Source organism: Chromobacterium sp. Rain0013 (assembly GCF_015291765.1).
Lineage (GTDB): Bacteria > Pseudomonadota > Gammaproteobacteria > Burkholderiales > Chromobacteriaceae > Chromobacterium > Chromobacterium haemolyticum.
In genome coordinates this window covers 1,604,270-1,622,854 of sequence record NZ_CP031514.1, presented here as the reverse complement: position 1 = coordinate 1,622,854, position 18,585 = coordinate 1,604,270, and the positions used below count along the sequence as shown (strand labels likewise).

Here is an 18,585-nt window from a genome sequence, read left to right as displayed (position 1 = left end):
TCAGGCAATCGCCACCGGGAACAGCGTGCCCAGCAGCATCGCGCCGAGGATGGCGCCGCCGGTGATGGGTTTGCCCCACAGATAGAAGACCAGCGCGCCCAGCAGCGAGCCCACGCCAATGGGAATGGACGCCGCCATCGCCGACAAGATGATCAAGGGACCGAGAAAGCGGCCAGAGGAGTTGCCGGCGCCCATCATCACGTCGGCGCCGTAAGTGGAATTGCCCTGATTGATGGTGAATTTGCGCGCAAAGACAATCACCGCGCCTATCAGCAGGCCGATGACCAGGCCGGTGGCCAGCGCCGCGCCGAAGTTTTCCACCGGAAACAGAATCCCCGCGCCGAGGAACATGGCCGGAATGCCGAGGCCGACGCCGGTCATGATGGCCCCGCCTATGTCCAGAATGCCCACCAGCGAGCCTTCTATCACCCGGGCAAAGAGGAAGCTGGCGCCGAAGGCCGCCACCGCGCCGTAAACGCCGGTATCCATGCCCGCTCTCAGCATCGAGACGAAAGCCACCTCGTTGAAAGCGCCGATGCCGTAGACGTAATACATATGTGTGCCGGCAAAGACGCCGGCGGACAACAGCCCCACCAAGAGCGGGAAAGACCAATCCGCCAACCAGAAACCAGCGTTGTGTTGTTGCTCAGTCATTACGTTCTCCTTACGAACCTGTTTACGATCTGCTGCGCTGCGGCGATACGGCGTTGAAAACCGCTTCGAAATGCTCATGCACCATGTGTACATTCCGCTTTCTCAGCGGTTTTCGCCTTGTCTCGCCCTTGCTCGCTAGATCGTAAATACGTTCTTAGCGCTCAAGCGCCGCGCACGGCGGCGTGCAGCAGTTCCAACCAGGACGGGGCGTTCAAGTGGAAGCTGCTGAGCAACTTCAGATCAAAGCCGCGGAAGAAGGCGCTGAGCGCGAACAAGGCCACGATAGCCGCCATCATCAACTTGGTGATCTTGTTCCAGCCGCCCTCGTCCACTCCCTTGCCGATCAGAATGCCCAGCACCAGGCCCGGCACGGCATTGCCCATGATCAACTGGGCCAGACCGCCAAACACCGTGCCCCACAAACCGGAGCGACGGCCCGCCTCAATCGCCGCCAGCCAGAAAATCACCGGCATCACGGTATTGACCAGCAGATTGGCCGCGGGCACCAAGACCTTGACCGCTGTGATTTGCAGCGAAGCCGGCACCGCCGAAGCGGTGGTGTTCAGGAAGGCCACCAGCAGCATGCCTATCACCCCGCACACCAAGGCCATCTTGCGCGGGTTGTGCAGGGTCTCCGCCAGGTTGCGGTTGCGCGCCAGCAGCGCCGCCGCCCCCCAGTGCGGGATCACCCGGTGATCGATGTCCTGAGTGAAAGCGCCGGCCGCCACCGACGAGGCCCAGGCGTTGAAGAAAAAGCCCAGGCCGAAGGAAAAATGCGAGGCCGGATCGCCCTCGCAGGAATTGAGTTCGCCCAGGGTGCGAAAGGCGCCCATGCCTTGGGACGTTGGCGCATGGAACATGCGGGCCGCGCCGGCGCCCACCGCAACCCCGACCAAACCGCCGATCAACAGCGACTTGAGAAGAATGATCAGAAGCATGGCTTCCTCCTCTGGTATGAAACGACAGCCAGCGCCTAAGCTTGGCGCACAGTGAACGGCACGGCCTCGATATCCAGTACGGTCACGCTGACCTCCACCTCCAACGTGACGGCATAGCTGAGCCGGTCCCGCGGCAGAAAGAAGAACAAAAAGCGCTCGCGACGGCGGACTTCCTCCGCCGCGACCACCGCCACCCGCAGGGGCTCAATGCGCAGCAGCACCTGATGGCCGGCCGCCGTCACCGCGCGCTGCACGCCGGACAAGGCATCGGCGCAAGCCTGAGCCTTGCTGTCGCCGCGGCCGCTGACCGTCACGCTGGATTCGAAACGCCTTTGCATCGCTCAGCCGCCGTATTTCTTCAAATAGGCGGCCACCAGCCGCTGCCCCAGCTCTTCCTTGTCCATGAAACCGAACCCGAGCACGGTGTAGCCCTCCTCGATCGCGGTCACGCCCTCCTCCACCGAACGCATGCCGTATTTGGCCTTGTAGCCGTACTTGGTCTGCGCGGTGATGGCGCCGGCGCCGCCGCTGCCGCAGAAGGAAATCCCCAGCTGCGCGCCCTCCGCCTGCATCACGTCGCCTAATTTCATGTCCGCGGCCATGCCCGGAACCACCACCGCGCGCGCGCCGGCGGCTTCCGCCCCCGCGCCCACTTTCTGTCCCTTGCCCAGGCGGTCGCCAATCACTACGGTTATCTGCGTCATGGTCTTCTCCTCTATCTCTCTAGCTTTGCACGGCGGACTTCAGGCCTTGTTCTTGGCCATCTCGAAATGAATGGACAGCAGCAGCGCTTCTTCTTCCGGCAGGTTGCCGAATAAGGCCACCACCGCGGCGGACAAACGCCGCGTAGTGTCCGAGATCTCGTCGAACAGGCTCTTGTCGAAATCCGGCAGGCCCTCGCCGGTCAAGGAACGGCGCGCCATCGCCAGCACATGCGAATCCAGCTTCTGCTGCTGAACCTCGGTCAAATATTTGCCGGCCGCGTCCAGCAAGGCGGGAACCTGCCCCAAAACCTGGTCCGCCAGACGACGGATAGCGGCCTGGTCGACAGCGATGGGACGGACTTGATCGTTCATGGGGTTTCCTTTGCAAAACGGTTGGCGATGTCGAGAAACTGTAATCAAGCCGCCGCCAACTGTGGACCGGTGGATTTTCCGCTTCGAAACGGAAATCGCCTGCTCGCCGGACCGGAACAACACCGTCCTGACCGTGCTTGCAGTTGAAGCGCGCGGCGGCTCGGGCGATACTTCGCGGATTGACCACTGAATAGATGGATGCAAGGCATGACTCACCGCATCGTGTTTGTAGAAGACGACGCCGACCTGGCCGAGCTGATCAGCGACTTCCTGTCCCGTCATGAAATGGACGTGGTTGTGGAGCCGCGCGGCGACGCCGCGCTGGACACCATAGCCCGCGAAGCGCCGGATCTGGTGCTGCTGGACATCATGTTGCCCGGCAAGGACGGTCTCTCCATCTGCCGCGAGCTGCGCCCCAAGTTTGACGGCCCCATCATCATGCTGACCTCGCTGGACAGCGATATGAACCAGATTCTGGGCTTGGAACTGGGCGCCAACGACTACATTCTGAAAACCACGCCGCCCTCGGTGCTGGTAGCGCGGCTGCGCGCCCAATTGCGCAACCTGCGCCCCGCTCCGGCCAACGCCGACGCCGCCGCGCCCAAGCCGGGCACCCGGAAAGTGGTGTTCGGTCAGTTGGCCATAGACCCGATCAGCCGCGACGTGACGCTGGCCAACGAAAAGATTCCGTTGTCCACCTCGGACTTCGATCTGCTGTGGTTGCTGGCCAGCCACGCCGGCGAAACCCTGAACCGAGATATCCTGCTCAAGGAAATGCGCGGCGTCAGCTACGACGGACTGGACCGCAGCATAGATGTGGCCATCTCGCGGCTGCGTAAAAAACTGGGCGACAACCCCAGCGAGCCGTTCCGCATCAAGACCGTGCGCAACCGCGGCTATCTGTTCTCCTTGTCCGGTTGGGAGTAAGCGCGCATGCGCCGATTGTTCATCCAGTTCTACCTGCTGCTGATGACCTGTTTCCTAGTGGCAGTGGTCTTGGTGGGCGCGGTCTACAAACAGGCGGTGGACGATGTGGGCGAGCGCTATCTGTCCGACCTGCTGCGTACCACGCTGTCGCTGATCGAGGCCGATTTGCGCGGCGTGCCGGAAGACCGCTGGAGCGAAACGCTGGCCAACTCCGATCACGGCTTCACCTTCCGCGTCAAAGTGGAAAAGATGAGCAGCTATCTGCTGGATGACGAATCCAAGCAGGCGCTGGACCGCGGCGAAATCGTGATGCTGGAAGACAAATACGTATTCCTGCAAAAACTGGAGGACAGCAACTACCTGTTGGTGGCCGGCCCGCTGCGCTATCTCTTTTTCCTGCATCAGCTCAAATGGTTCGACTACGCCCTGCTGGGCTTCATCGGCCTGTCGCTGGCGATCCCGGTTTTCCTGTGGATGCGTCCGCACTGGCGCGATCTGGTGGCTCTGGAACAAACCGCCGGCAAGCTGGCCAGCGGCAACCTTTCCGCCCGCGTCGACCTGCCGCCGCGCTCTGGCGTCAGCCAGTTGGGCGTCGCCTTCAACCACATGGCCGACAATATCGCCGCGCTGATCAACAGCAAGAAAACGCTAACCAACGCCGTGGCCCATGAGCTGCGCACGCCGCTGGCGCGGCTGCGCTACCGGATGGCGCTGCTGGAAGGAGACGAAAGCAGCCCGGAGCGGCAGGCGATCGAACGCGACTTGTCCGCCATCGACAAACTCGTGGAAGAATTGCTGCTGCACGCGCGGCTGGACCGGCCTGAAGCGCCTCTTAAGCTCAGCACCTTCGACGCCATTCCCTGGGCCAAGGACCGCATCGCCGGCCAAGCCGCATTGACGCAGGACATTCAGTGGCTGGAGCCTGCCGGCGCCAGCCTGGCCATCACCGCCGACGAACACCTGCTGACCCGGGTGCTGGACAACTTCCTGTCCAACGCCCGCCGCCACGCCAACCACCTGGTGCAAACCAGCATCATCGTCGAGCAGCGCCACTGCATCATCATGGTGGACGACGACGGCCCCGGCATTCCCGAACAAGACCGCAGCCGAGTATTCGACGCCTTCGTGCGGCTGGACGAAAGCCGCGGCCGCAAAACCGGCGGCCATGGTCTGGGCCTGGCCATCGTCGCCGGCATCGCCCGCGCCCACCGAGGCGAAGTCAAAGTGGAAAGCTCGCCGCTGGGCGGCGCGCGCTTTCTGTTCCGCTGGCCGATCTGAACCCCGCCGCCGCCGAATATGTACATTCCGTAACATTGGGATACACAGAGAGCATAGACTCAGCCCCTTGTCATGGTTAGCATTTCGGCCTGAAAAGGATTATGTGTCCACTTTCATACCAATCCAAGAAACTTAGGAGTTTCACAAATGAAAAAGCTGGCTCTGCTTGCTCTGACCGCTGCTTTCAGCCTGGTGTCCGTTAACGGCTTCGCCGCTGAAAAAGCTGCTGCTTCCGCTCCGGTTGCGATCCACAAGGCTAAAAAAGCCGAGAAAAAAGTAGCGAAGAAAGAAGCTTCCGCTGCTCAAAAAGCTCAGGCCGCCAAAGCCGAAGCTTCTGCTCCGAAGGCTAAAAAAGCCAAGAAGCACGTAGCTAAGAAAGAAGCTTCCGCCGCTCAGAAAGCTCAAGCCGCCAAAGCTGAAGCTTCCGCTCCGAAAGCTAAAAAAGCCAAGAAGCACGTAGCTAAGAAAGAAGCTTCCGCTGCTCAGAAAGCTCAAGCCGCTAAAGCCGACGCTTCCGCTCCGAAAGCTAAAAAAGCCAAGAAGCACGTAGCTAAGAAAGAAGCTTCCGCCGCTCAGAAAGCCCAAGCCGCTAAAGCCGACGCTTCCGCTCCGGCCAAAAAAGCCGCTAAAAAGCACAAAAAGCACGCTGCCAAGAAAGAAGCTTCCGCTGCTCAGAAAGCCCAGGCCGCTAAAGCCGACGCTTCCGCTCCGGCCAAAAAAGCCGCTAAAAAGCACAAAAAGCACGCTGCTAAGAAAGAAGCTTCCGCTGCTCAAAAAGCCCAGGCCGCTAAAGCCGACGCTTCCGCTCCGGCCAAAAAAGCCGCTAAAAAGCACAAAAAGCACGTAGCTAAAAAAGAAGCTTCCGCTGCTCAGAAAGCCCAAGCTGCTAAGAAAGAAGCTTCCGCCCCGGCCAAGAAAGCCGAGAAGAAAGATTCCAAAAAAGCCGCTCAGAAAGCCCAAGCCGCTAAGAAAGAAGCTTCCGCTCCGGCCAAGAAAGCCGAGAAGAAAGCTTCCAAAAAAGCTGCTTCCGCTGCCAAGTAATCAGGCGGCAAGCATTGCCGGCACCTCCGGCAATCGCACATAATTCGGGGCGCTTCGGCGCCCCGTTTTCATTTGCAAGGCCACACTCGATGAAACTCCCCCTGCTTGTCCTCAGCCTGCTGCTGGCTCCGCTGGCTTCCGCCGCCCCCAAGATCTCCGCGGAACACAAAATCCTGTTCTTCGGCCAGGACGACCGCGTTCGCACCCGCCCCGACCATCAACCCTGGCTTGCAGTAGGGCAATTGCAAACTCGTTCGCGCACCATTTGCACCGGCGCGCTGGTGGCCCGCGACGTGGTGCTGACCGCAGGGCATTGCTTTGTTGACGAGAAAGGCCGGTTCGACCCAGCCGTCAGCTTCACCGTCGGCCTGTGGGGCGACGAATACACCGCCCGCAGCAAAATCCTGGAAGTTCAGGTGGACAAGAGCTTCCTCAAAGGCCTGGACCGCCGGGCGGACGGGCTCTACATCCCCCCGCGCATCGCGCCGCGCGACTTCGCCTTCGTGCGCCTGGCCGCCCCGCTGGGCGATACCCAGGGCGTATTGCCGGTCTTCAGCGGCAACGCCAAACAGTTGCGCGAACTGCTGAATCAGCAAAGTTGGACGCTGACCCAAGGCGGCTACCCCATCGACGATCAAAAGCACCTGCTGGTGCATAACGCCTGCAAAGCCACCAAACTGCGCCCCGACGGTCGGCTGACGCACCGCTGCGACACCCTGGAGGGCAATAGCGGCTCGCCTGTGTTCGTGATGGGGCCGGGACAGCCCGTGATCGTCGCGGTGCAAAGCTCCGCCCCCGTCGCCGCGCGACGCAAACAAGAAGACAATATGAGCGTCAGCGCGCCGATGTTCTACGATGCGCTGCAGCAGTTCATTCGCAAGAGCGCCAAGCCATGAAAAAAGCCCCGTTTCCGGGGCTTTTTTATTGAACTGGGCTCGACTCACTCCGCCAGCGCCTGGCGCTGCAGCGCCACCAGCTCGCGGATACCGGAACGGGCCAAGCCCAACATCGCCTGCAGCTCTTGATCGCCAAACGGCTCGCCTTCAGCCGTGCCCTGCACTTCAACAAAACGGCCGTCGCCGGTCATCACCACATTCATATCGGTGTCGCAGTTGGAGTCTTCCGCGTAATCCAGATCCAAGACCGGCACGCCCTGGTACAAGCCGACCGAAATCGCGGCCACCTGGTCGCGCAGCGGATTCTCGCTCAGCTTGCCCTCGCGCAGCAGCAGGCCGATCGCATCGGCCAAAGCCACATAAGCGCCGGTAATGCTGGCGGTGCGGGTGCCGCCGTCGGCCTGGATCACATCGCAATCAATCTGGATCTGGCGCTCGCCCAGCTTCTCCAGGTCCACCACCGCGCGCAGCGAACGACCGATCAGGCGCTGGATCTCCTGAGTGCGGCCGGACTGCTTGCCGGCGGAAGACTCTCGCCGCATGCGGGAGCCCGTGGAACGCGGCAGCATGCCGTACTCGGCCGTTACCCAGCCGCGGCCCTTGCCCTTCAGGAAGCCCGGCACGCCGTCGTCCACGCTGGCGGTGCAAATCACCTTGGTATCGCCAAACTCAATCAACACCGAGCCTTCGGCATGCTTGAGGTAATGGCGGCTGATCCGCACCGTGCGCAAAGCATCGGCGGAGCGTTGGGAAGGTCGCATCATGTCATCGTCCAGAACGGGAAATGCCGACGATTATAACAGTCGTCGCAGCCGGCGCAGGCGCTCAGTCGTGCTTGCCCGCTACCCGGCTGGCCAGAATCTCCTGATGCATGGTTTCCAGGTTGGAATCCAGAATCATCCGTCCCAGCTGACGCGGCGTCGCCTTCTCGGTGTCCAGCACGTCCTCGCGCTCGCCGTAGTCCTGCGCCTCGTCCAGCAAGGTCACCGCCGCCGCGGACAAATTGTCTCCTCCCGCGCCGGCGCGGCGTTCCGCCACGTTCATCAACGCCGGCAACACTTGGCTGACATTGCGGCGGACAAACACCTTTTCCAGTTCGGGGTCCATGACTTGCGACCACAGGCCATCTGAACACAGCAGGATGGAGCACCCCGCGCCCACGCTCTGTTTCTCGCCGACATCGATGTCCGGATCGCTGGCCGCCCCCAGACAGTTGTAAATCTTGTGGCGTTCCGGATGCACCTTGGCGGCATCCTCGCTCAACTGGCCCTGATCGATCAGGCGTTGCACCTGAGAATGGTCGCGTGAACGCAGCCGCAGCCCCTTGTCATCCAGCAGATAGAGCCGGGAATCGCCTACATGACACCAATACAACTGACCCTGCTGGATGATGGCGGCCACCACCGTGGTACTTGGCACCTCAGGCAGCCTATGATCTGCGGCGTAGTCGAGGATGACCTGATGCGCGGTGCTCACCGCGTTGACCAGAAAACGGTTGGGATGCGTCAAAAGCGGCGTGGCTTGCTGATAGAACAACTCGCTGAGCAGGTCCACCGTGATCTGCGCCGCCACCTCTCCACGCAAATGCCCGCCCATGCCGTCCGCCACCACCAGCATCACGGCGTCGCGAGAATGCGCAATCACCAACCGGTCCTGGTTATACGCCCGCCCGCCGATTCGGCTTTCCTGATAAATGGATAGTTTCATGCCGATCCCCTCATCATGAGCGTCCGCCAGTCAGATTTTTTATCCATCCCACCCACTTGCTGCCCGCCAACTCTTCCGGCTGACTGTACTCCTCAGCCATCAGACGCTTTTGCAGCTCCGGCACCGTGGCCGGCCTCTCTTCCGGAGACAGCGCCAGGCACTGGTCGGTCAACTCCAGCAACTCGCGGGAATACAAATGACGAAACGCCTTGCTCGCCGGCGTCAGCCTGTCGCTTTCCTTGCGTTCCTTGGAAATCTGCGGCGTACCGCCGCCTATGCAGGCGTAAAGACAGGCCCCCAAGGCGTAGATGTCGGTCCAGGGCCCAAGCGGCGCGTCTTTCTCATACTGCTCGGGCGCGGCGAAACCGGGGGTGTACATCGAGGCGAAATGTTTGTCGCGGCGAGACAGCGTCTGCCTGGCCGCGCCGAAATCCAGCAATAGCGGCGCGCCGTTGCGGCGCACATAGATATTGGCCGGCTTGATGTCCAGGTGCAGCAAACGCTGCAGATGAACTTCGCGCAGCCCGGACAACAGCGCGGCGAACCATTTGCGCAAGCGTCGTTCCTCCAGCCGGCCACCAGCGAGTTCCAGCTCGCGCACCAGCGAACGGCCGTCCGCGTATTCCATCACCATATAAACCGTCTGATTAGCGCGGAAGAAATTAATCACGCGCACCACGGTGGGGTGGGAAATGCCGGAGAGAATCCGCCCTTCCTCAAAGAAACACTTCAAGCCCAGGTTGAAAGCCTCCCGATCCAGTTCGTGCGGCACCGTCACGTGGCCATCCTCGTCCCGCAGCGCCAAATTGCGCGGCAGGTACTCTTTGATCGCGAACTTATTGTCCTGATCGTCCAAGGCCAGATAGACCACGCTGAAGCCGCCCACTGAGAGTTGGCGGACAATCGTGTACTCCCCCAGCCGGGAGCCGGCCGGCAGGGCTGTCTGCTGGTTCGATTGAGTCATGGGATGTCAGTTGTTATAGTGTCCACAGGCCTTGGATTGAGCTTAGCAAAGCAATTCGGGCCCAGCCTTGAGAATGTAAACAATCCGCTCATCTAAGGGGGTGTCTGATGATTTTAAGTATGACAGGCTTTGCCGCAACCAGCAGGGAATTTCCCGGCGGCTTGCTTAGCCTAGAAATTCGCTCGGTCAACCACCGCTACCTTGATCTGCAAATGCGTTTGCCGGAAGAGCTGCGCGTGATCGAACCGCAACTGCGCGAACTGATTTCCGCCAAAGTCAGCCGCGGCAAGCTGGAATGCCGCGTCGGCATCAATCAGGTGGACAGCGCCGTGCCGACGCTGGAACTGAACCAGAGCGTTCTGCAGCGCCTGATCGAAGTCTCCCAGCAGGTGCGTGAGCAGGCGGGGGAAAACCGCGGCCTGTCCGTGGGCGAACTGATGCGCTGGCCCGGCGTGATGAAAACCAACGAACTGGCGCCGGAAGTGCTGCAACAACTGTGCACGGAAAGCCTGACCGTGGCCTTGAAGGACTTCAACGCCTCGCGTAGCCGCGAAGGCGAAAAGCTCAAGGTGGTGCTGGAGGAGCGCATCGCCGGCATGGAAGCCATCGTCGTCGCCATCAAACCCAAGCTGCCGGCCATTCTGGACGCTCATATGTCCAAACTGTCCAGCCGCCTGCAAGAAGCGCTGGGCAATATCGACGAAGACCGGCTGAAGCAGGAATTCGCGCTGTTCGCGCAGAAGATAGACGTAGACGAAGAACTGGCCCGCCTCAGCACCCATCTGAGCGAAGTGCGCCGCATCCTGAAGGCCGGCGGCCAATCCGGCAAGCGCCTGGACTTCCTGATGCAGGAACTGAACCGCGAAGCCAACACCCTTGGGTCCAAATCGGTATCCACCGAAACCACCCAAGCCTCGGTGGAGCTGAAAGTCCTGATCGAACAGATGCGCGAGCAGATCCAGAATATCGAGTAAGCACGGCACCGGCGGCCAAAGCCGCCGCGGCAAGCGTTCCTAGACCTTAGGGAAAGACCAAGACATGACCAAAGCAGAACTGATCGCGGCATTGGCGGAAACATCCGGCCTGAGCAAGGCCGACGTGCTCCGCGTATTGGGCGCTTTTGACGAAGTGCTGCAAAACGCGTTGGCCAAGGGCGATGAAATCACCACCGTGGTGGGTAAATACAAAGTCAAGGAAAGCGCCGCGCGAACCGGCCGCAACCCCAAGACCGGCGAAACCATCGAGATCGCCGCCAAGCGTAAAGTGGTGTTTCTGCCCAGCAAGCAGTTGAAGGACAAAGTCGCCTGAAGCGTTCTCAGCTCTCACCGCTGTTCGAAAACGGCGAGGCTGAGCCTCGCCGTTTTATTAAGCACCTGTTCCCGATCTGCCGCGCTGCGTCGATACGGCGAAAACAAGCTCAAAACGCTCATGTCCCCCTCGACCATTCCGCTTTTTTGCTTGTTTTCGCCTTGTCTCGCTCGTGCTCGCGAGATCGGGAACAGACTCTTTTCCGCCGGCTCAGTTCTGCCGCCAGATCAGCCTGGCGATCGCCGACGAATCCAACTCGCCCTCGCCCTCGGCCACGAGCTGATCGATCAGGCCCGATACCCGTTCGGCTTCCGGCAAACGGATGCCCTGCTCGCGCGCCGTCTCCAGCACGATGCGCATGTCCTTGGCGTGCAACTTAGCCTTGAAGCCTGGCGCGTAATTGTCATCTATCATCCGCTGGCCGTGGATATCTAGCACTTTGCTCTGCGCAAAACCGCCCAGCAAGGCCGCTCGTACCGGCGCGGGATCAACATTGCAGGCCTGGGCCAGCTTCATGATTTCCGCCACCGCGGCAACCCCGACGCCGACCGCGATCTGATTGCAGGCCTTGGCCACCTGACCGGCGCCGCTGGCGCCGATATGGGTGATGGTTTGCCCCATGGCCTGCAAGGCCGGCCGCGCCCGCTCCAAGGCTTCCGCCTTGCCGCCAACCATGATGGTCAGCGTGCCGTTGACAGCGCCCACCTCGCCTCCGGAAACCGGGCAGTCCAGGAAGTCCACGCCGAAAGACGCCAACTTTTCCGCAATGCGGCGCGCGCCATTGGGTGCGATGGTGCTCATATCGGCGCATACCAGGCCCGCGCCGGCTCCGTGAACCGCGCCTTCCTCGCCCAGCAACACCTGCTCAACATCCGCGGTATCCGACACATTGGTGATCAACAGCTCAACCTGGCCTGCCAGCGCGGCCGGGCTGGCCGCCCAACTGGCACCGGCCTGCAACACATCCTCCGCCCGTTCGCGGCTGCGCGCCCACACCGCCACCTGATGGCCCGCCTTCAGCAGATTCAATACACAGGGACGGCCCATGATGCCCAGACCGATATAACCGACTTTCATTTGCGACTCCACGATGAAAACGACGACATTCATCGAGGATAAGGGGAAGCGCGCCGCAACGCCAGCGCGCGGCGGAGGGAAATCAGGGCTCGGGCAAGGGTGCCGGCTTCCGCCCGCCCAACCAGGCCTCGAACTCATAATCCTTGCCGGAGGCGTGATGCTCCAGAAAATAGACGAAGGCCAGCACCTCGGCTACCGCGCGGTAGAGTTCCGGCGGGATGTTCTTATCCAGGTCCACCTGCATCAGCAAGGACACCAGCTCCGGGGAATCATGGACGAACACGCCGGCTTCCCGGGCGCGGTCAATGATGCGCTCGGCCAGCTCGCCGTAGCCCTTGGCGACGACCTTGGGAGAGCGGTGGCCCTCCTGGTAAGACAAAGCCACCGCCGAGCGGCGCTTGTCCTCACTCGGCGGCCGCGCCATCGTCCTTCACCACCAAGCTAGCCAGGGCCAGGCCGGCCGAGGCCAAGCCCGCCTCCAGCCGGCTGGCGTTTTGAGTGATCAGCTGTCCCGCCTGCTCGTCTTCGGCGGCAAAAGACACCTGCACCGTCTGGCCCACCAGACGGATGCGCGCCGCCATGCCGCCCAAGGCCGGCAGGTTCAAGGATAGATTGGTGGACCAGGCCTGCATCTCCTGCTGGCCATTGCCCTCCCGGTCGGCCTCGGCCTTTTCCTGCTCAATCACCATTTGCATCGGCTGGCCGGGCCAAGCCATCCCTTGAAACTGCAGCTGCTGGTTTTCCAAGCCATTGAGCTGTCTTTGCACCAGATTGCCCAGTTCCTGAGCCTGCGGCCGCACGCTAGCCGCGGCGTGCTCGGCGCTTGCCAGCGTCTGGCTCATTTTGGCTTGCGGTTCCTGCTTGATTTCGGCCAGACTGGTGCGGCCGTCGGCGAAGTCCTTCAGATGAGACTCATAAAACAAGCCGCTCTTGGCCACACCCTGCTGCAAATCCTCAGCCACCTTGGGCGGCGGCTGCTGTGCCGCATTGACCAGCACCGGCTTGCCGGCGTCGCTGGTCTGGGTGGACAACAGATGCGTCAGATAGCGGGAAGCCGGGCTCAAGGCCACTTGCACCGAGCTGCTCTTGCTTTGCTCAGCGCTTTCCTTGCTGCCATCCTGCAATAAGAAGGTCAGCGCCGGCTGCAACGACGCAACCTTCAGCTGCAAGGTATCCCCGCTGACCGTCGCCCCCTGAGGCAGATTCAGAGTAAACAGCGCATTCTTGATCAATACCGCCAGCTGGTTATTGTCCAGCCGATCCGCTATGCGCGCGGTCACCTGCTCGCCCAGCAACAGCGTCGGCAAGCGGCTGGGCAGCGTCGCGGTTTCCAGCAACAGCTTGGCTCCCTCGCCCAACAACTGCGAGGAGTTGATCTGCTGCGCCGGCAAGACGCCGGTATTGATCGACGGAATCATGAGGTGGGACTATTTCGGTACAGGGAAACGATCAACTCGGCCTCGCTGCGGGAGATGCCGCAGCGGGAGGCCACTTCGGAAGCCGTCAGGCCCTGGCGAATCATCTCGATAGCCTGGTTGTAAGGGCTGAGCCCGACATCCCCGTGCGCCTGCTGCTCCATGCGGGACAATAGGCGCGACATATCCCGCTGCATAGCGCTGATCTGCTGTTGCTGCTGGTCGAGATACATAGTGGTCAAGCTGTCGCGTTTGGTTTCCAGGCGCAGCACGCGCCAGTAAACATAGGCCACTGCCATGGCCAGCATCAGCCAGAGCACAACCATCAGGTATGGGAAAAAGGTGCCGGACATCTTGGTTCCCCATGGAAGAGTTTCCGCCGTGACTTAATTTTATGGCGAAACCTCCAACAACCCAAGGCCAACCCGCCATCAAATCACCCCCGCCGTCCCGGCTGGGCGATCCCGGCGGCTTGCGGTCAACGATAGTGTTTGAGCACCCGGGAATTCTGATTGATCAGCACCAGTTCCGAGCGAAGCGCCTCCGACCATTGCGCCAGATCGGCCTGGATGGCCTCGCGCCGCCGCACCAGTTCGCGCAGCCTGTCGTGCTGAGCGCCCTCCAGGCCTGACAGCGCCTCCTGGGTGAGCGAAGTCAGCAGCCGGGACATCAGCTTTTCCTGCTGCGCCTGCAAGGCACTGAAACGCTCGTAGTCCTTGGCGGACACCGCAGCGGACACCTGGGGCGTCAAGGCCTCAAGTTCCTCCACCAGTTGAACCAAGGCAGTCGCGCGCGTCGTCACCTTCATGCGCCCGCCGCCGCGCTGGCCGCGGGCTGGCTACGATCCACCTGCTGCCAGGCGGGAAGAATGGTTTCCAACAACCCACGTACCTCAGCCAGGATTTCCAGATCGTTCTTAAGGCTAGCCCGCCCCAAACGCGTCTTCATATAGAGGTAGAGCTCGTTCAGATTGACGGCTGCCTCGCTGCCTGCCTCGACATCCAAAGCGATGCGCAGGCCTTCGATGATGTCCATTGCCTTCGAAATCATGCGTGCCTTTTCGTCAAAGCGCTGAGCTTCGATCGCAATACTAGCGGTCATGATCGCCTTGATCGCGCCTTCGTACAGCATGACCACGATCCCGATCGGGCTGGCGCCGTATACCGCGGCCTTCAAGGCGTCGTTTTCATAAGCCTTGTTGAATTGCTTCAACATTCTGGAGTTCAGCATAGTGTTACCACCGGCAATGCCAAGTCGGGGGCGGTTCAGCCCTATCCGACCTCAGCGTAAAGTCATGACGAGAGACCAAATTCATACTTGAGACATCAAACCGCTAAGATTATTGGTGGCGGCGGTCATTTTAGATAATGTCGAGTTCAGTGCGGTGTATTGCTGGATATATTGTTTCTGCCGCGCAGCCAGCCGGGCAGTCAACGCGTCTTGTGAAGCTTTCTCGGTACTAATGCGCGTATTGATAGAAGTCTTGCTGCTTTCCACGACTCCGGTGGGACCTAGCAGGCTATTGATTTCTCTATTCAACAACTGCGCAATCCCGGTAGTGCTGGTATTTCCGAATAGATTTTTGACTGCGGTCGGATCTTTTTTCAGAGCATCATTGAACTTGGTCTGATCCAGCTTGAGAGTACCGTCCTTTTGAATGGCAATCCCAACCTGGGACAGGTATGCATAGGAGTTCACCGGATCGACTCCGGGGATAGACTTGGTCAACACATCCTGTAGTTTTTGCTGAATCGACAAAACCGAAGCATTGCCCTTCATGCTGCCGCCACGCGCGTCTTTGATCGAGCTCAGCACTTGATTATACGCGTCGACAAAACTTTGTAGATTCTTACCGATCCCCGCGGTGTCCTGATTCAGCGTCACCGTAGTGGAAACGCCTGCCCCGCCTTTGTACAGATCCAGGTCAACCCCTGGAATCGCATTGCTAACTTTATTACTACCGGAAGACACCTGAACGCCGTTCACGGTCAAGTCAGCATTGCCAGCGTCCTTGGACTCATTAGCGGCAGTCGAACTTTGCGTCAAACCCGCCAGCGTCGAACCGCTGGTTGAACCCGAATCGGTGCCCCCAGCGCTAATGGTGAATTTATTGTCGGTGCCGGACGCGGTCGACGCCACCACCAGCTTATAGTTATCGCCGTTTTTAACCACAGAGGCGTTAACCCCCATGCCCTCGGCGTTGATCTTGTCTGAAATGGACTGCAAGGTGACTTTATCGCCCGGATTATCCTTGAGCTTGACCGTCTGTTCTTTGCCATTGATGGTGAACTTCAGTTCACTGGGCGCGCCGGTGATTTCCGTTTTCGCATCTTTGATATCGGCGCCGTTGAACTGGTCAAACACCAATTGCCGAGAGGTCGCCAGTTTGGCTACGTTGACGACATAAGTGCCATTCACGCCACCGGAGGTGGTGCTGACTCCCGCTACCGAGGTGTCGCTGGAGGACACCTTGAACGCTTGCAAGAACGATCCCGACGACAAGCTGGTGATTGCGCTTTGCAGCGCAGAGAGTGCGGAACCGATCTTGCCAAGATCGCTCAGCTGGGTGTTATAGCCCTCCAGTTTCTTCTGACTGGCGACCAATGGCCGGGAATCGATCGCCATCAGTTGGCTTACGATGGTTTGGACGTCGAGCGAGCCGACCGATGTTGTTATCCCTGCCATGTTCATCACCCTTTATGTGTATTCGTTGAGCCGCTCCCGGAACTCAAGCCTTGTCCTTCAGCAACATGCCCTTGAAGTCGCCGATCGCCTTGGCAATCCGGATTGCATCCTCGGAAGGTATCTGCCGGATTACCTTCTGAGTTTCCTTGTCCACGACTTTCACCACCTGAAGATCCGTGTCCTTGTCCACCGAAAACTCCAGTTGGTTATTGTACAGCGAGGCCACACTATTCAACTGCTTCAACGACGACTGCAGCTGCTCGGTAACCGATGGTTTTTCCTTGGCCGCGGTGTTCTGCGCTTGCTGCTGCTGCGCCTGCCCAGCGGCGGCGACAGCCTGAGCATTATCCGGCAAGGCGGAAGCAGCCTTATCGGCCCCTTGCCCACTCTGCGCCAGTTCCACCGTTTGCTGCCGCGGCGCAGAAGCGCCCGCGTTGGCAATCGGCAGTGATTGTAAAGAAGGTATTTGCATGGCAACTCTCCTGACGCGCGCAACTCCGGTTGCCCAACCAACCGGAGCCGCCGCTGGCTCATACCATCATTCTAGACTTATTGCAGCAGGGTCAGTGCCGACTGCGGCAGCGAGTTGGCGTTCTTCAGAATCGAAGTGCCTGCCTGTTGCAAAATCTGGTTCTTGGTCAGGTTAGCAGTTTCCGCCGCGAAGTCCACATCCACGATGCGGCTGTTGGCCGCTGTCAGGTTTTCCACGTAGTTCTGCAAGTTGGCCACTACCGCGTCGAAACGGTTCTGTACCGCACCAAAGGTCGACCGGATATTCGAGATCGAAGCAATGTCGGCATCCAGCGACGACAGCGCACCGGATGCAGCACCCTGAGTGGTCACACTCACTGTGCCCGTGTTGGTCAAGCTCGAGTTGTAGCTATTCAAAACGCCGGCGGAAGTCAGGTCAGTCGACGAAATGGAAACTTGGTTGTTGGTCGCGCCGGACGAGCCTACCTGGAAGGTCAGCACCGAGCCACCAGACAACAGGCTAGTGCCGTTGAACTGAGTGGTTTGCACGATACGCGAGATTTCCTGGGTCAGCTGGTCCACTTCGCTTTGCAGCTGCGAACGGTTGGTGTTGCTCACAGAGCCGTTGGCGGCCTGCACCGCGATTTCGCGGATACGCTGCAGGTTGTTTGCAATCTGGCCCAACGCGCCTTCAGCCGTCTGCCCGACAGAGATGCCGTCGTTGGCGTTCTTGATCGACTGGTTGTTACCACGGATGGCGGCAGTCAGGGTCTGGGAAATAGCCAGGCCTGCGGCGTCATCCTTGGCGCTGTTAACGCGCAGACCGGAAGACAAGCGCTGCAAAGAGACCTGCAACGCGTTGTTCGAGTTGCCAAGGTTGCGCTGCGCATTCAGCGAAGCAATGTTGGTGTTGACGGTAATAGCCATGTTAGTTCTCCTGAGATACAGTTGGGCAAAGCGACTTGCTTACTCACCATATCGTCAACGCTGCAATAAACTTTACAGCCAGAACGTGAATTTTACCGACACCTCTGCATCGCCCCCCGCCTAGGACCCAGTTCCTCGGTGAACGAGCCCTAGCCCAAATCAGCCAGAGCCCGTTTATCCAAAGCTTACTGCAGCAGGGTCAGAGCCGATTGCGGCAGCGAGTTGGCGTTTTTCAGAATTGAAGTGCCAGCCTGTTGCAGAATCTGGTTCTTGGTCAGGTTGGCGGTTTCCGCCGCAAAATCCACATCGATGATACGGCTGTTAGCCGCAGTCAGATTTTCAGTGTAGTTCTGCAGATTGTTGACTACCGCGTCAAAACGGTTCTGTACCGCGCCAAAAGTCGAGCGGATATTCGATATCTGCGCAATATCCGTATCTAGTGCCGACAAAGCAGCGGAAGCAGCGCCCTGAGTTGTTACATTAATAGTACCTGTATTGCTCAAGCTGGAACTATAGGTGTTCAGCGTGCCGGCAGAGGTCAAGTCAGTGGAGGAGATCGACACCTGGTTTGTTGCCGCGCCGGAAGAACCAACCTGGAAAGTCAGCACCGAACCACCGGACAACAGGCTAGTGCCGTTGAACTGAGTGGTTTGCACGATACGCGAGATTTCCTGAGTCAGTTGGTCCACTTCGCTTTGCAGCTGCGAACGGTTGGTGTTGCTGACTGAGCCGTTGGATGCCTGTACCGCAATTTCACGGATACGCTGCATATTGTTGGCCAGTTGGCCCAAGGCACCTTCAGCCGTCTGACCAACCGAGATGCCGTCGTTGGCGTTCTTGATCGCCTGGTTGTTACCGCGAATGGCGGAAGTCAGGGTCTGGGAGATGGCCAGACCAGCGGCATCGTCTTTAGCGCTGTTGACGCGCAAGCCGGAAGAAAGCCTTTGCAAGGATACCTGCAAAGAGTTGCTGGAATGGTTGAGGTTGCGCTGCGCATTCAGCGACGCGATGTTGGTGTTTACTGTAATAGCCATGTTATTCCCCTTGAAATCGATCTGCGGCAGCGGGATTCCGTGAGTTGCGCAGCGTACTAAGTAGATCGTCTAAAGGTTAATAAACTTGACCAAAATGGTATTTTTACCAAACAAAGCCGTTCAACAAACGCGCCATCCATTGCAACGCCATTTCGGGCATGACCCCTCCCCCTCAATCCGGCGACCA

The 18,585-nt window shown here is 59.7% G+C and carries 25 protein-coding genes; 7 read left to right on the top strand and 18 right to left on the bottom strand.

The window, feature by feature from the left end; all coding sequences use genetic code 11:
* From DXT74_RS07655 to DXT74_RS07635, 5 genes are all read right to left on the bottom strand, one after another.
* On the bottom strand, window positions 1–654 hold the full coding sequence (locus tag DXT74_RS07655) for a DUF4310 family protein (RefSeq protein ID WP_114152332.1): 654 nt from the start codon (window positions 652–654) through the stop codon (window positions 1–3).
* A 161-nt stretch (window positions 655–815) separates the two neighbouring features.
* Complete coding sequence (locus tag DXT74_RS07650) at window positions 816–1,592, bottom strand: DUF4311 domain-containing protein (RefSeq protein ID WP_019101592.1); 777 nt, start codon at window positions 1,590–1,592, stop codon at window positions 816–818.
* A gap of 35 nt (window positions 1,593–1,627) precedes the next feature.
* Window positions 1,628–1,930, bottom strand: coding sequence for a DUF4312 family protein (locus tag DXT74_RS07645; RefSeq protein ID WP_043642131.1), 303 nt, complete (start codon window positions 1,928–1,930; stop codon window positions 1,628–1,630).
* A gap of 3 nt (window positions 1,931–1,933) precedes the next feature.
* Window positions 1,934–2,296: an SFCGS family glycine-rich protein gene (locus DXT74_RS07640; RefSeq protein ID WP_043642128.1), complete on the bottom strand. Its 363-nt coding sequence runs from the start codon at window positions 2,294–2,296 to the stop codon at window positions 1,934–1,936.
* A gap of 39 nt (window positions 2,297–2,335) precedes the next feature.
* Window positions 2,336–2,668 carry a hypothetical protein gene (locus tag DXT74_RS07635; RefSeq protein WP_048408841.1) on the bottom strand — a complete coding sequence of 111 codons (333 nt, stop codon included), beginning with the start codon at window positions 2,666–2,668 and terminating at the stop codon, window positions 2,336–2,338.
* Between DXT74_RS07635 and DXT74_RS07630 the strand changes: the two genes are divergently transcribed.
* The 5 genes from DXT74_RS07630 (at window position 2,667) to DXT74_RS07610 (ending at window position 6,810) form a co-directional block, all read left to right on the top strand.
* Window positions 2,667–2,858: a hypothetical protein gene (locus DXT74_RS07630; protein ID WP_156183757.1), complete on the top strand. Its 192-nt coding sequence runs from the start codon at window positions 2,667–2,669 to the stop codon at window positions 2,856–2,858. The two genes, DXT74_RS07635 and DXT74_RS07630, sit on opposite strands and share 2 nt — an antisense overlap.
* A gap of 17 nt (window positions 2,859–2,875) precedes the next feature.
* Window positions 2,876–3,595 carry a two-component system response regulator RstA gene (gene rstA, locus DXT74_RS07625; protein ID WP_039755039.1) on the top strand — a complete coding sequence of 240 codons (720 nt, stop codon included), beginning with the start codon at window positions 2,876–2,878 and terminating at the stop codon, window positions 3,593–3,595.
* Window positions 3,596–3,601: 6 nt separating this feature from the next.
* Window positions 3,602–4,873, top strand: a complete 1,272-nt coding sequence (gene rstB, locus DXT74_RS07620) for a two-component system sensor histidine kinase RstB (protein WP_048408842.1) — start codon at window positions 3,602–3,604, stop codon at window positions 4,871–4,873.
* Window positions 4,874–5,020: 147 nt separating this feature from the next.
* Entirely contained in the window at window positions 5,021–5,914 is an 894-nt protein-coding gene (locus tag DXT74_RS07615) for a hypothetical protein (RefSeq protein WP_156183758.1), read from the top strand.
* A gap of 89 nt (window positions 5,915–6,003) precedes the next feature.
* Complete coding sequence (locus DXT74_RS07610) at window positions 6,004–6,810, top strand: serine protease (RefSeq protein WP_194427668.1); 807 nt, start codon at window positions 6,004–6,006, stop codon at window positions 6,808–6,810.
* A gap of 44 nt (window positions 6,811–6,854) precedes the next feature.
* Here the strand turns inward: DXT74_RS07610 and rph are convergent, their stop codons facing one another.
* From rph to DXT74_RS07595, 3 genes are all read right to left on the bottom strand, one after another.
* Complete coding sequence (rph, locus tag DXT74_RS07605; RefSeq protein WP_043642296.1) at window positions 6,855–7,571, bottom strand: ribonuclease PH; 717 nt, start codon at window positions 7,569–7,571, stop codon at window positions 6,855–6,857.
* Between the two features lie 64 nt (window positions 7,572–7,635).
* Window positions 7,636–8,517: a PP2C family serine/threonine-protein phosphatase gene (locus DXT74_RS07600; RefSeq protein WP_043642115.1), complete on the bottom strand. Its 882-nt coding sequence runs from the start codon at window positions 8,515–8,517 to the stop codon at window positions 7,636–7,638.
* Between the two features lie 13 nt (window positions 8,518–8,530).
* Entirely contained in the window at window positions 8,531–9,481 is a 951-nt protein-coding gene (locus DXT74_RS07595; protein WP_194427667.1) for a serine/threonine-protein kinase, read from the bottom strand.
* A 107-nt stretch (window positions 9,482–9,588) separates the two neighbouring features.
* Between DXT74_RS07595 and DXT74_RS07590 the strand changes: the two genes are divergently transcribed.
* The gene (locus DXT74_RS07590; RefSeq protein WP_039756321.1) at window positions 9,589–10,455 is read left to right on the top strand and encodes a YicC/YloC family endoribonuclease; all 867 of its coding nucleotides are present in this window, start codon (window positions 9,589–9,591) and stop codon (window positions 10,453–10,455) included.
* 64 nt (window positions 10,456–10,519) lie between these two features.
* A complete protein-coding gene (locus tag DXT74_RS07585) occupies window positions 10,520–10,789 on the top strand; it encodes an HU family DNA-binding protein (RefSeq protein ID WP_019103810.1) in 270 nt (89 codons plus the stop codon).
* A gap of 210 nt (window positions 10,790–10,999) precedes the next feature.
* Here the strand turns inward: DXT74_RS07585 and DXT74_RS07580 are convergent, their stop codons facing one another.
* The 10 genes from DXT74_RS07580 to DXT74_RS07535 all read right to left on the bottom strand — a co-directional run bounded on the left by DXT74_RS07580 (window position 11,000) and on the right by DXT74_RS07535 (window position 18,398).
* The gene (locus DXT74_RS07580; protein ID WP_043642111.1) at window positions 11,000–11,866 is read right to left on the bottom strand and encodes an NAD(P)-dependent oxidoreductase; all 867 of its coding nucleotides are present in this window, start codon (window positions 11,864–11,866) and stop codon (window positions 11,000–11,002) included.
* Between the two features lie 82 nt (window positions 11,867–11,948).
* Window positions 11,949–12,290 (bottom strand): EscU/YscU/HrcU family type III secretion system export apparatus switch protein, encoded by a 342-nt coding sequence (locus DXT74_RS07575; RefSeq protein WP_019103813.1) that lies wholly within the window; start codon window positions 12,288–12,290, stop codon window positions 11,949–11,951.
* On the bottom strand, window positions 12,271–13,284 hold the full coding sequence (locus DXT74_RS07570) for a flagellar hook-length control protein FliK (RefSeq protein WP_194427666.1): 1,014 nt from the start codon (window positions 13,282–13,284) through the stop codon (window positions 12,271–12,273). Before DXT74_RS07570 ends, DXT74_RS07575 begins: the two co-directional genes overlap by 20 nt.
* Window positions 13,281–13,634, bottom strand: a complete 354-nt coding sequence (locus DXT74_RS07565; RefSeq protein WP_039756323.1) for a DUF2802 domain-containing protein — start codon at window positions 13,632–13,634, stop codon at window positions 13,281–13,283. Before DXT74_RS07565 ends, DXT74_RS07570 begins: the two co-directional genes overlap by 4 nt.
* A gap of 125 nt (window positions 13,635–13,759) precedes the next feature.
* Window positions 13,760–14,089 (bottom strand): hypothetical protein, encoded by a 330-nt coding sequence (locus DXT74_RS07560; RefSeq protein WP_194427665.1) that lies wholly within the window; start codon window positions 14,087–14,089, stop codon window positions 13,760–13,762.
* A complete protein-coding gene (gene fliS / locus DXT74_RS07555; RefSeq protein WP_019103817.1) occupies window positions 14,086–14,496 on the bottom strand; it encodes a flagellar export chaperone FliS in 411 nt (136 codons plus the stop codon). Before fliS ends, DXT74_RS07560 begins: the two co-directional genes overlap by 4 nt.
* A 96-nt stretch (window positions 14,497–14,592) precedes the next feature.
* On the bottom strand, window positions 14,593–15,966 hold the full coding sequence (fliD, locus tag DXT74_RS07550; protein WP_043642294.1) for a flagellar filament capping protein FliD: 1,374 nt from the start codon (window positions 15,964–15,966) through the stop codon (window positions 14,593–14,595).
* 43 nt (window positions 15,967–16,009) lie between these two features.
* Entirely contained in the window at window positions 16,010–16,438 is a 429-nt protein-coding gene (locus DXT74_RS07545) for a flagellar protein FlaG (RefSeq protein WP_043642102.1), read from the bottom strand.
* A 77-nt stretch (window positions 16,439–16,515) separates the two neighbouring features.
* The gene (locus DXT74_RS07540; protein ID WP_043591108.1) at window positions 16,516–17,364 is read right to left on the bottom strand and encodes a flagellin; all 849 of its coding nucleotides are present in this window, start codon (window positions 17,362–17,364) and stop codon (window positions 16,516–16,518) included.
* A gap of 185 nt (window positions 17,365–17,549) precedes the next feature.
* Complete coding sequence (locus DXT74_RS07535; protein ID WP_043642098.1) at window positions 17,550–18,398, bottom strand: flagellin; 849 nt, start codon at window positions 18,396–18,398, stop codon at window positions 17,550–17,552.
* Window positions 18,399–18,585: the final 187 nt, after the last annotated feature.